Origin of the sequence: Paeniglutamicibacter gangotriensis Lz1y (assembly GCF_000348945.1) — a bacterium.
GTDB lineage: Bacteria > Actinomycetota > Actinomycetes > Actinomycetales > Micrococcaceae > Paeniglutamicibacter > Paeniglutamicibacter gangotriensis.
On the sequence record NZ_AOCK01000012.1, the window covers coordinates 119,028 to 131,165 of the forward strand.

Genomic DNA, 12,138 nt, shown 5'->3' on the forward strand with positions numbered 1-12,138 from the left:
GCGCAATTCCATTTTCGGTATCTTCTTCTTGTGCGGCTTCGCGTTTGCCACTTGGGTTGCCAGGCTTCCGGCTGTACGTGTCCAATTGGACCTGTCCACTTCCGACGTCGGGATCCTGCTATTTTCCCTGGCGATCGGGTCGATTGGCGGACTGGCTTTCGCACCGGGGATCCTGACGAGACTTGGAATCCGTCGCGGGATCTCGTGGGGTCTGCTCAGTCTGGGCGCTGTATTGGGTGTCCTCGGACTAGTGACAGAGTTGCTTGGCAGCACCGTGGGCGCCATGACGGTGTTGGTCATATACGGCTTCGTATTCAGCGCCACCGATGTCATGATGAACGTAGACGGAGCCGCCGTGGAACGCGCGCTTGGCAAGACGGTCCTGCCGTTGATGCACGCATTTTTCAGCTTCGGCACCATCATCGGCGCTGTTATGGGGGCAGCGGCCGCGAGTTACCAAATCGATGTGCTGTGGAACTTCACCATCGTCGGTGTGCTGATCATGGTCCTAGGCATCTATTTCGCCCGCAACGTCTCCGGTCTCGAACCACCGGCCACCGAAGGCATGGAGCCCGACCTCCCGGCTGACTCTTGGTGGAAGCGCTTCTCCGGGATCTTCCACGACGGGCACCTGATGCTGATCGGGCTGATGGTGGCGGGACTTGCATTCGCCGAAGGAACAGCCAATGACTGGCTCACGATCGCTTCGGTGGACGACCATGGCTTCAGCGAAGCCAATGGAGCGCTGGTCTTTGGGGCGTTCGTCGCGGCCATGACCATCGGCCGGATCTTTGGCGGACCGCTCATCGACCGCATGGGTCACAAGCGAGTGCTGGTGGCCATGGGGCTGCTCGGGTTGGCCGGAATCGCGCTGTTCATTCTGGCGCAAGCACCATGGGCCGTCTTTGCCGGAGCAGTGCTGTGGGGGTTGGGCGGATCACTTGGCTTCCCAGTCGGGATGAGCGTTGCCGCAGCCCACCCTACCGACGGTCCTCGGCGGGTGGGCATCGTAGCGGTCTTCGGTTATTCCTCGATGCTCGTCGGCCCACCGGTGTTGGGATTTTTGGGCGAGCACTTCGGCGTCCTGAGAGCCTTCATTCTGGTTGCAGCGGTCCTCTTGCTGACGTTGCTGATCACTCCCAAGGCCACCGGCGGGCAGACAAAGCGGTCGCTGCCCGAACGCATCGACTAGTGACCGAATTGCATCGGATCGACTGGTTCGTCCGCTGTGCCATCCAAACCATCGATGGCCAACACCTCGTCCGGGGTGAGGTTGAAGGTAAAGATGTCCAGATTTTCCGCCATCCGCTCGGGGCTCGACGTCTTGGGAATCGGGATCACGCCGCGCTCCATCTGCCAACGCAGGGCCACCTGCGCCGGGGTCACCTTATGGGTCGCCGCGGCCTTGAGTATGGGCTCGCTTTCCAACAAACCATGCTTGCCGCGCCCCAGCGGCGCCCACGCCTCCGTCAAGATTCCGTACTCGGCGTGGAAGGCCAACCGTGCGTCGTCGATCCATAGCGGTGAGTGCTGGATCTGGTTGACGTCGGGAACCACTCCTGTGGCATCGATAAGTTCTTGCAGCTGGTCAACCGTGAAGTTTGAGGTGCCGATGGCCCGCACCCGCCCGCGCTTGAGCAGCTTCACCAGGCCTTCCCACGCCTGGACGTAGTTGCCTTCCTTCGGGTTGGGCCAGTGGATCAGGAAAAGGTCCAGGTATTCAACGCCGAGTCGCGTGCAGCTGTTCTCCCATGCATTTTGAACGCCCTGAAGAGAATGCCACTCCACATTAAACTTTGAGGTGATGAACAATTCCTCGCGAGGTACCGACGTGGACCCGATGCCCTCGCCGATGCCTTCCTCATTGCGGTAGTTCTCCGCCGTATCGATTAGGCGGTACCCGGCATCCAGCGCATGCGCCACTGCGGCTCCGGCTTGGATGTCGTCCAGAGGCCACGTTCCAAAGCCAATGGATGGGATGAAAGCGCCGTTGTTGAGTTCACGTAAGGGGACCGATGCGTAGTTATCTGACATTTGGCCATGCTATGGCACCTACCTGATTACCGATAGAGGGGGGTGTCTCGTTGCAGGCTCGGAAACAACGGGCGGCGGGGCTGGCGGAGAAGATCCGCACAAAGAATGAGGTGTGCCGCGACACGGACGTGGCAGTGTTAGAAGGAATTTCGAGAAGCCGCTGCACCACTCACAGATCGCATCATCCACCCACGATGGGAAGGCAATAATGCTCGCAGATCGCAAGGTCCGGGGAATCGTGTGTTTTGTGGCCATCGCTTTCGGGCTCGCCTGGCTGGTGGCGCTGCCACTGTGGCTCGGTGACGGGCTATTTGACGCACGTTTTGGCACCGTCGCGCTGGCGGTGATGTCTACCCCCGCGATGGCAGCGCTGCTGATGGTCTTCATCATCGAACGTCCCCAGGGCAAGGCCCGGGCCCTAGGGTTGTGGCCACTGCGGCCGGTCGGCCGGTTATTCGTGTACCTGGGTCTCGGGCTAGTTGTTCCGGTGGCGCTGGTCTTGGTGGCATTGCCCGTTGGTGATGTGCTTGGTGTCTACCCGGGTGACTTCAAGACGTTCTCCGCATTCAGGATGATCCTCAACGGGCAGTTGCTTGCTGCCGGGCAAGTCGAGCTGCCGCTGCCGATCGAAACGTTGGTGGCCTTGCAATTCGTGAACGTGCTCATAGGTGCGTTCATCAACCTGGTACCGGCCTTGGGGGAGGAGCTGGGGTGGCGAGGCTGGATGCTTCCACGACTGATGGTCTACGGCCCCGTGAAAGCCATCGTGATTTCCGGGGTGATCTGGGGTGCGTGGCATGCCCCGCTGGTGCTGCTGGGATATAACTACCCGATGGCTCCTGGCTGGCTGGGAGTGCTGCTGATGATCGGCATGTGCACGCTCGTCGGCGCAGTTTTCGGCTGGCTGCGGTTGCGCTCTCAATCGGTGTGGCCCGCAGCACTGGCGCACGGGGCATTTAATGCCGCGGCCGGCTTTCACCTGGTCTTTGCCTCTGCGGGAGCCCCGGTCAACACGACCCACGGCACCATCCTGGGCTGGTCAGGCTGGATCGTTCCGCTGGTGCTGGTCGTGGTGCTGGTGGCCACCAAACAGTTCCGCCACGCTGCGGCCCCACAGTTACCCTCACAGGAGTCGGCCGAAGCCCCTGCCTCGGATCGGTAACACCGGGTTCCTCCACAGACGCGAATCTGGTGTCGTCCGGGTTGGCCGCCTCGGAAGGACACTGAAGGGGATGCGGCAGGAAATACCTGCCTACATCCGAACATTGGAGTGCACCATGACGGACCACATAACGTTGCGCGGTGTCGCCGGAACCGAACCCCGGCGGAGCGGGGAAGGCAGCGGCACGCTTGTCGCCAAGTTCCGGATGGTCAGCAACGAGCGGCGACAGGACCCGGAGACCGGCCAGTGGGCCGATGTCCACAGCAACTGGTACACGGTTTCGTGCTTCCGTGCCATGGCCTCCAACTTGCTGGACAGCATCCACCAGGGCGACCACGTGGTGGTCTACGGGAAGATGCAGGTCCGCGAGTACGACCGCAAAGACGGGACCCGCGGCTTCAGCGTGGATATCGAGGCCATGGCACTGGGCCACGACGTGCGCTTTGGGATCAGCCGCTTCGAACGGGTGCGGAACGCGGAATCCGCCACCGAACGCCGTACGCGCCACGGGGAGACCGCGCATGGTCGGGAGGAATCGGGCGAGAACGTGCCGGAGACCGACTGGCCCCAGGTCGAACCCGACACCGAAGCGGCTTGAACCGAACCAGAAGGCAAACCGCAAGGAAATGTGTGGGCGGCCACGGCAGTAGATGCCGTGGCCGCCCATTGTGTGCAGGAACATGTCCCCTTGGCAAAAATCGGCTGCGGAAATTGTGAGGAAGTCAGCCCAAGGCACTAGCCTTGAGGGCATGGCGGAATTCATTTACACGATGACCAAGGCTCGCAAGGCCGTTGGCGACAAAGTCATTCTCGACGATGTCAGCATGTCGTTCTATCCAGGCGCAAAAATTGGCGTGGTTGGACCGAACGGTGCAGGCAAGTCTACAATCCTGAAGATCATGGCGGGACTGGACATCCCCTCCAACGGCGAGGCACGCCTCAGCCCGGGATACAGCGTTGGGATCCTGTTGCAGGAGCCGCCGCTGAACGAAGAAAAGACCGTTCTGGGCAACGTCCAGGAAGGCGTCGGGGAGATCTACGAAAAGATCACCCGATTCAATGAGATCTCCGAGGAGATGTCCAAGGACGGCGCAGATTTTGATGTGCTGCTCGAAGAAATGGGACATCTGCAGGAAGCCATCGACACGGCCGACGCATGGGACATCGACTCCCAGCTCGAACAAGCCATGGATGCTCTGCAGTGCCCACCGGGCGACTCTGCGGTGTCGCACCTCTCCGGTGGCGAGCGCCGCCGTGTGGCGTTGTGCAAGCTTCTCCTGCAGAAGCCGGACCTGTTGCTCCTTGATGAGCCCACTAACCACTTGGACGCCGAGTCCGTGTCGTGGCTCGAACAGCACCTGCAGGCTTACCACGGTGCAGTCCTTGCCGTGACTCACGATAGGTACTTCCTGGACCATGTGGCCCAGTGGATTGCCGAGGTCGACCGCGGGCGCTTGATCCCGTACGAAGGCAACTACTCCACCTACCTGGAAAAGAAGCGCGAGCGCCTCGAGGTCCAGGGCAAGAAGGATCAGAAGCTTGCTAAGCGTCTGACCGAAGAACTCGCATGGGTTCGTTCCAACGCCAAGGGCCGTCAGACCAAGTCCAAGGCGCGTCTGGCACGCTACGAGGAAATGGCGTCCGAAGCGGAGCGCACCCGCAAACTGGACTTCGAAGAAATCCAGATCCCTGCCGGGCCGCGACTGGGTTCCTTGGTCATCGAAGCCAAGAACCTGAAGAAGGGCTACGGCGACCGCGTGTTGATCGACAACCTGTCCTTCACGCTGCCGCGAAACGGCATCGTCGGTGTCATCGGCCCGAACGGCGTGGGCAAGTCGACCTTGTTCAAGACGATCGTCGGCATGGAACCGATCGACGGCGGGGAGCTGACAATCGGTGAATCGGTCAAGATCTCCTACGTCGACCAGAACCGTGGCGGCATCGACCCGGAAAAGTCGCTGTGGGAAGTTGTTTCCGAGGGCAACGACTACATGCACGTTGGCCAGGTCGAGGTTCCCTCGCGCGCCTACGTCTCCGCCTTCGGTTTCAAGGGCCCGGACCAGCAGAAGAAGGCAGGTGTGCTCTCCGGTGGTGAGCGCAACCGCTTGAACCTGGCACTGACCCTCAAGCAGGGCGGCAACTTGCTGCTCCTTGACGAACCGACTAACGACCTTGATGTTGAAACGCTTTCCAGCTTGGAAAACGCGTTGCTCGAGTTCCCCGGTTGCGCCGTGGTCGTCTCGCACGACCGTTGGTTCCTGGACCGTGTGTCAACCCACATCCTGGCCTACGAAGGCACCGATGAGGACCCGGCAAAGTGGTACTGGTTCGAGGGCAACTTCGATTCCTACGAAGCTAACAAGATTGAGCGTATGGGCCCGGAGGCTGCCAAGCCGCACCGTGTCACCCACCGCCGCCTGACCCGCGACTAGGAGCCTTTAGCCCCCGGTAGGGCTCATAGCACCAAGAAGACCCGGACCCGCAATGGAAGAAATTCCTTGCGGATCCGGGTCTTTTGCGTGTGGCTCAGGGGTTAGTCCTCGTCGGGCAGGCGGAGCATACCTTCCTGGGCGACGGTGGCCACCAGCTGTCCTGCGCGATTGAAGACCCGCCCGGAGGCCAGCCCGCGTGCCCCGGAGGCGCTGGGGGACTGCTGGACGTAGAGCAGCCATTCATCGACCCGGAACGGTCGGTGCCACCACATGGCATGGTCCAGGCTGGCCACCGACATGCCCGGGGTGATCCAGCTCAGCCCGTGGCGGCGCAATATCGGTTCTAGCAACGTGTAGTCGCTCGCGTAGGCCAGTGCGGCGCGGTGCAGGGCATCGTCGTCCGGCATGGGCGAGTTGGTCTTCATCCACACGGCATTGGTGGCGGTGCGTTCGCCCGGCCCCTTGAGGAACAACGGCTCGCTGATGTAGCGGATGTCGAAGGGCCGCTGGAAGGCGAATTCCTTGGCGACCGGATGGTCGATGTTGCCGATCAGATCCGCGGTGCTGGGCAATGATTCGGGATCCGGGACGTCCACCGGCATGGGGTCCTGGTGGTCAAGTCCCTCCGAATCCGTTTGGAACGAGGCGATCATCGACAGGATCGGCACCCCGTCCTGGTAGGCATGGACGCGGCGGGCGGAGAATGAGCGCCCGTCGCGCAGTCGCTGCACCCCGAAGGTGATTGGTAGTCGTGCATCCCCGGCGCGCAGGAAATAGCCGTGCATCGAATGGATCGGACGGTCCGGGGCGATGGTCTTCGAGGCCGCCATCACCGACTGGCCGAGAACCTGGCCGCCGAAGACCCTGTTTCTGGCCTGTGGCGGGGTGTGGCCGATGAAGATGTCTTCGTCGGTACGGGCCTCTGGATCGCCGCTGAGCTCCAGCAGGTCTATCAGTTGCGGCGTCGTGGTGTCGTTGGTGCTCACGTGTCTGCTCCTTGGAGGGGAGAAAATGGATCTGGTTAGACACTATCGCCCCGGTGCGTGCTTTGCCGTATTGGCCCCGAGGCCGTACCGCGTCGACTGACATCTCGGCAGGACCGCTGCTGACCTTGGGCAGAAGCGGCGCTTGTCGGCGCAAAGGACGCATTGAGCCGGTGACGGGCTGCCATGAAAGGATTGGTGTATGGCTAGTGAAACAGTTCTATTTGAGGATCAGGAAACCGTTGCGGACCTGACGACCTTCCTGTCCCGTGCGCGTGCGATCAACGACGGGGCACTGATGTTGCAGGCAGCAGGCAATGCGTTGGGGATGTACGTCCCGGTGCTGTACCCGGAGTTCTTGGGCGATCCGGTCCCCACGGTGCTGGGGATGCGCGCCGCACGGCTTGCGGCTCCGGCCAGCGTCAGGGGCGTCTACGCGATTTCCGCGCTCACCGATCGGCTGGCGCGGATGGGTGCCGACGCGCTGGAGCTGGCGATTCCGCCCGCGGAGGTCAACGCGACCTGGGCGGGTCAGCAGGTGCCGCGCGGCGGCTGGACACAGACACAGACGCTGGCCGACGACTTGTTGTTGTCCGAGGCGACGCGGGGGATGTCCGTGGTGGCGCAGGCGCTGCCGGAAAATGCCGGAGCACCGGTGCTGCGAAACATCCGCGCACGCATCTGGTCCTCGCCCGTTGAAGGGGTGGACACCGCCATGCCATTGGCCATGGCCTTTGGTGCCCAGGCACTCGGATTCCTGCGCGAGGGGCAGTCCTCGGAGCTGTTCAGCTCGGCTGGCTGGCTTCGGCTCAGCAGCACCGGCGGTCACATGGTGGCACGCCAGGGCGGCATCCTGGGCTGAGCCGCGCCGGATTGCTAATCCGGGGCGTTCATCAACGAGTGGGCTGCCCGATCGAAGTAATCCCACAGAGTTTCCTCGAGCAACGGCGGCAGCTCTAAGGAGTCCACGGCGATGCGCATGTGCTTGAGCCAGACGTCGCGGTTATGCGAGTTGATGGTGTACGGCACATGTCGCATGCGCAGGCGCGGGTGGCCGCGGCGCTCCGAGTAGGTTTTGGGCCCGCCCCAGTACTGCTCCAGGAACAGCTGCAGGCGCATGGTGGCCGGACGCAGGTCCTGCTCCGGGTACATGGCCCGGAATTCCATATCGGCACCGACGGACTCGTAGAAGGCCTCCGCGAGCTTCCTGAAGGTTTCTCGGCCGCCGACCTGTGCATAGAAGGTGCCCTCGTAGGCGGCGGGGTCGTGGTTATCGCCCGGGGTCAGTGGCCCGGCGGGCAGGTTGCTCTTGAGCGATTCACCCACCGGTCGCAGGGTTCCTGGTTCGGCGCCGAAGGGGCGCAACTGGCCGACGTTCTCGCCGAAGCGCGTGCTGACCTGCTGCGGAGCAGGTTCGGGCGAGGTGGGCTCAGATGCTGGGTGTTGCTCGTTCACGATGTGGTGGTGTCCTTTCAGAACCCGGCTGTGGCCGGGGCGGCCTCTTGGCCCCATTATCCAGTCTCGGGCCCCGATTGCGGGAGCCTTTCGCGCAGGGCGTGAGAACAAGGCGCGGGTTCAGCGGTGGGTCTCGCCGAGGTGCTTGAGTGCCTCGCGCAGTGACAGCGGGCTCAGCTGGCCCCGGTGCGCGTGCACCCAGGCGCGCACCCACGCAGGGTCGGTCCGCCCGTACTGGCGCAGCGCCCACCCCACGGCCTTGCGGATGAAGAACTCCGGATCGTCGAGATTGGCCAGCAACGTCGCATCGAGCAGCGTGGTGTCGGTCGCGTCCGCCAGGTGCAGCTGGCAGATCATTGACTGGCGGCGCTTCCACATGAAGCCGTCGTCCGACCACTGACGCATCAACAGGCCAACAACTCCGGGGTGTGCCAGCAACAGCTTGCCGTAGTTCTTGACGCAGCCGTCGACGATGTCCCACCAGGCGCCCTCGAGGATCATGCGCTCGTATAGCGGCAGGAATTCGAGCCGCCCACAGCAGCTGGCCGCCGCGCAGATCTCCTGTGCCGCGTACCAGTGCTCCCGGTGCGTGGCCTCATCCCAGATTCCCGTGGCCAGTTCCAATCTCTCGGAGGCGGAAACCGCCCCGAGGATGCGCACGAATTCGCGGGTGGTGGCACGCAGCACGGGCATCGGTACACCCAGGAACGGTTGGCTGGTCTTCATATATGCCTGCGCGCTCGCTGCCCGCCCCTCTTTGATCCCGGGCAGCAACATCGTGGTGAGCCTGTCGATGGGGGCCCGCGAGGCGGGCGTGGGGCTCACGCTCCGGGGGCGAGGGGGAGGTGGTGCACCGGGAAGTTCACACTCCGGGCGATGAAGCACGTCGCGTTGGCTTCGGCATGGAGCGAGTCGGCCAGCGCGCGAACGGATTCGTCGGCCAGCTCGACGCATGGGGCCAAGGTGGCTTCAAGGAACTCGCCGCTGCCATCACGATTCAGCCGCAGCGTGCCGGTGGCTGCATCGGTGTAGCCGGTGACCAGAAGCCCGTGGCGCACCGCGACGTGCAGGTAGGAGAGCATGTGACATTGGGAGAGTGCGGCGAGCAGCAGCTGTTCGGGGTTCCAGCGGTCCCGGTCCCCATGGAACGACGGATCGGCGGTGCCGGGCAAATCCGGCAGTCCCGCGGCACGGATGATGTGATCTCGCCCATAGCTGCGATAGCCGGACGTGCCCTGCCCGCGGTTGCCGGTCCAAGAAATCTCGACGTGATACTCATGCAATGCCAGGTTCATGTTTTCCATTCTCCACCATGGTGCATCGCGAGAATGGTCCCTCTGATGCATGGTGTGGTGCCGGGTGTGGTGACGGGCGCACCCGCCCACCACACCCGGTCGGGGTTTGGGCCGCGTCTACACGTCGGCGCCCTGGGCGGCCAGGGCACGGACCACGCCGTCGCGGGCCTCGATCACTAGGCGGCGCAGCGCCCGGGAGTCCTCCCCGAGGGAGGAGATGAACTCATCGGTGGCATCCAGCGTCGCCTGGTTGGTCTGCACCGCGGGGTACAGACCGACGATGACCTGCTGGGCGATCTCGTGGCTTTTGGTCTCCCAGACGGTGCGTGCGGCCTCGAAGTAGGCCGGCACGTATCCGGAGATCAACTCGAGATCGTGGACGCGGTTGAACCCGGTGATGGCGGCGCGCTGTTCCAGGTTGGACAGTTCCCCGCCCAGGATCCCTTCCCAGGCAGCTGCCTTGGCTTCTGCTGTGGGGACTGCGGCCCGGGCAGTGTGCGCGGCCAGCGAACCGTTGGCCGTGTTATCGCGGGCCAGCTCCTGCTCGATGGTCTCCACGGAGGCGCGGGACCCCGCGGCCAGGGAGGTCAGCAGGTCCCAGCGCAGGTCGGTGTCCACGCTCAGGCCCTGAAGGACCAGATCCCCGGAGAGCAGCGCCTCGACCGCATCGAGCTGCGCGGGGGAGCCGGCGCGCTGGGCGAAGGCCCTGGTGAACTGCAATTGCGAGTCCGATCCGGCCGCGGCCGACCGGGCCAGCTCCCACAAGGCATCTGCGGCGCTGGCGGAGGCTTCGGCGGCGACGGAACGGTCGACGTAGAAGTCCAGGGCGGTGTTCAGCTGGCGCAGCAGCACCATGACCACCGAGGAGTCCGATTCGTGGCCGATGTTCCCCAGCACCACGTCGATATAGGCGCGGGCCGGAGCCTCGGCATCACGCACCGCATCCCAGGTCGCTCCCCACACCAGGGTGCGCGGCAGCGACTGCTCGAAGTCCTTCAGGTGCTTGGTTGCGGTGGCCAGCGACAGCTCGTCGAGGCGGATCTTGGCGTAGGCCAGATCGTCGTCGTTGACCAGCACCAATGCCGGGCGCTGGCGTCCCACGAGGGCCGGGACTTCTGTGGTGGTGCCGGCGACGTCGAGTTCCTCGCGGTGCACGCGCACCAGCGCGCCAGCCTCGTTCAAATCGTAGAAGCCCACGGCCAAGCGGTGCGGGCGGATCGTGGGGTAGGCGGCGATGGCGCTTTGGTTGATGACGAAGGAGGTGATGGTGCCGGCATCATCGGTTTCGATGGCTGCGCGCAGCGTGTTGACCCCTGCGGTTTCCAACCAGGCCTCGGACCACGGCCCCAGGTCGCGGCCGGACGCTGCCTCAAGCTCGCGGATCAGATCCGGCAGCTCGGTGTTCTTCCAGGCGTGCTTGTCGAAGTAACTGCGCACCCCGGCCATGAACTGTTCCTGGCCGACCCAGGCGACCAGCTGGCGCAGTACCGAGGCACCCTTGGCGTAGGTGATGCCATCGAAGTTCACCAGCACGTCTTCGAGATCGTTGATCTCTGCCTTGATCGGGTGCGTGGAGGGCAGCTGGTCCTGGCGGTAGGCCCAGTTCTTTTCCATGATGTTGAAGGTGGTCCACGAGGAGGTGAACTGCGTGTTCTGCGCGGCGGCCAGCGCCGCCATGAACTCGGCGAAGGACTCGTTGAGCCACAAATCGTTCCACCAGCGCATGGTGACCAGGTCGCCGAACCACATGTGTGCCAGTTCGTGCAGGATCGTGATGGCCCGTCGTTCAACCATGGCGTCGGTGGGCCGGGAGCGGAAGACGTAGGACTCCAGGAACGTCACGGCCCCGGCGTTCTCCATGGCCCCGGCGTTGAACTCCGGCACGAAGAGCTGGTCGTACTTCGTAAAGGGGTAGGGGGTGCCGAACTGTTCCTCGAAGAATTCGAAGCCCTGCCGGGTGAGGGTGAAGATGTTCTCCGCATCCAGGTGCTCCATCAGCGAGGCGCGGGCAAAGACGCCCAGCGGGATGATGCGGCCGTCGCTGCTTGTCAGTTCGGAGCGCACACACTGGTACGGGCCGGCAACCAGCGCGGTGATGTAGGAGGAAATACGCTCGGTCGGTGCGAAGGACCAAGTCTTGGCGCCGGCGTGGGCGGGCACCGGTGCGGGGGTCGCGGAGTTGGAGATCACGTCCCAGTGCTCCGGGGCCGTCACGGTGAAGGTGAAGCTGGCCTTCAGATCGGGCTGCTCGAAGACGGCGAACATCCGTCGGGAGTCCGGGACCTCGAACTGCGAGTAGAGGTAGACCTCTTGGTCCACCGGGTCCACGAACCGGTGCAGACCCTCTCCGGTGTTCATGTAGAGCGCGTCGGCGTCGATGACCACGGTGTTTTCCGCCGCCAGGGACGGCAGCGCGATGCGCACACCGTCGGCGACCTGCGCCGTATCCAGCTCGGTTCCGTTCAGATTCACCGAGCGGACGGTGGGCATCACGGCGTCGATGAAGCTGGAGGCCCCGGGGGCTGCGGAGAAGCGCACCGTGGTGCGGGAGGAAAAGACGGTGTCGGATCCGGTCAAATCCAGTTCGACGTCGTAGGAGTGCACGGTGATCAATTCGGCCCGGGTGCGGGCCTCTTCGCGGGTGAGGTTCATTCCTGGCATGGTCGTTGACGCGCCTTTCGATGGTTGCCGAACTGGGATCCACAGGGACTGTGGCAGATGCCCGCAGCGGTGCTGGGCCGTGCCCCGGGTGGGGCGCAACGACACAGGTTGTGAAA

The 12,138-nt window shown here is 63.7% G+C and carries 11 protein-coding genes; 5 read left to right on the plus strand and 6 right to left on the minus strand.

The genetic code is table 11. The features are described 5' to 3' along the window. Positions 1 to 85: 85 nt before the first annotated feature. Positions 86 to 1,192 carry an MFS transporter gene (locus ADIAG_RS17575; protein WP_161623977.1) on the plus strand — a complete coding sequence of 369 codons (1,107 nt, stop codon included), beginning with the start codon at positions 86 to 88 and terminating at the stop codon, positions 1,190 to 1,192. Here ADIAG_RS17575 and ADIAG_RS17580 read toward each other — a convergent pair. Further along, a complete protein-coding gene (locus ADIAG_RS17580) occupies positions 1,189 to 2,034 on the minus strand; it encodes an aldo/keto reductase (RefSeq protein WP_007272780.1) in 846 nt (281 codons plus the stop codon). The genes ADIAG_RS17575 and ADIAG_RS17580 overlap by 4 nt on opposite strands. 208 nt (positions 2,035 to 2,242) lie before the next feature. Here ADIAG_RS17580 and ADIAG_RS17585 point away from each other — a divergent pair, with 208 nt between their 5' ends. The 3 genes from ADIAG_RS17585 (at position 2,243) to ettA (ending at position 5,628) form a co-directional block, all read left to right on the plus strand. After that, positions 2,243 to 3,196, plus strand: coding sequence for a CPBP family intramembrane glutamic endopeptidase (locus tag ADIAG_RS17585; RefSeq protein WP_007272781.1), 954 nt, complete (start codon positions 2,243 to 2,245; stop codon positions 3,194 to 3,196). Between the two features lie 115 nt (positions 3,197 to 3,311). Further along, positions 3,312 to 3,794 carry a single-stranded DNA-binding protein gene (locus tag ADIAG_RS17590; protein ID WP_007272782.1) on the plus strand — a complete coding sequence of 161 codons (483 nt, stop codon included), beginning with the start codon at positions 3,312 to 3,314 and terminating at the stop codon, positions 3,792 to 3,794. Positions 3,795 to 3,945: 151 nt separating this feature from the next. Further along, on the plus strand, positions 3,946 to 5,628 hold the full coding sequence (gene ettA / locus ADIAG_RS17595; RefSeq protein WP_007272783.1) for an energy-dependent translational throttle protein EttA: 1,683 nt from the start codon (positions 3,946 to 3,948) through the stop codon (positions 5,626 to 5,628). Positions 5,629 to 5,729: 101 nt separating this feature from the next. Here ettA and ADIAG_RS17600 read toward each other — a convergent pair whose 3' ends face one another. Beyond that, positions 5,730 to 6,614, minus strand: a complete 885-nt coding sequence (locus ADIAG_RS17600) for an acyl-CoA thioesterase (RefSeq protein WP_007272784.1) — start codon at positions 6,612 to 6,614, stop codon at positions 5,730 to 5,732. 199 nt (positions 6,615 to 6,813) lie between these two features. Here ADIAG_RS17600 and ADIAG_RS17605 point away from each other — a divergent pair, with 199 nt between their 5' ends. Next, the gene (locus ADIAG_RS17605) at positions 6,814 to 7,473 is read left to right on the plus strand and encodes a hypothetical protein (protein WP_007272785.1); all 660 of its coding nucleotides are present in this window, start codon (positions 6,814 to 6,816) and stop codon (positions 7,471 to 7,473) included. Positions 7,474 to 7,487: 14 nt separating this feature from the next. On the opposite strand, the gene ADIAG_RS22285 is transcribed toward ADIAG_RS17605, so the two are convergent. From ADIAG_RS22285 to pepN, 4 genes are all read right to left on the minus strand, one after another. Then, complete coding sequence (locus ADIAG_RS22285; RefSeq protein WP_397387570.1) at positions 7,488 to 7,913, minus strand: globin; 426 nt, start codon at positions 7,911 to 7,913, stop codon at positions 7,488 to 7,490. 273 nt (positions 7,914 to 8,186) lie between these two features. Continuing rightward, entirely contained in the window at positions 8,187 to 8,891 is a 705-nt protein-coding gene (locus tag ADIAG_RS17615; protein WP_007272787.1) for a DNA alkylation repair protein, read from the minus strand. Then, complete coding sequence (locus ADIAG_RS17620) at positions 8,888 to 9,361, minus strand: OsmC family protein (protein WP_007272788.1); 474 nt, start codon at positions 9,359 to 9,361, stop codon at positions 8,888 to 8,890. Before ADIAG_RS17620 ends, ADIAG_RS17615 begins: the two co-directional genes overlap by 4 nt. 117 nt (positions 9,362 to 9,478) lie before the next feature. After that, positions 9,479 to 12,022 (minus strand): aminopeptidase N, encoded by a 2,544-nt coding sequence (gene pepN, locus ADIAG_RS17625; RefSeq protein WP_007272789.1) that lies wholly within the window; start codon positions 12,020 to 12,022, stop codon positions 9,479 to 9,481. Positions 12,023 to 12,138 lie beyond the last annotated feature (116 nt).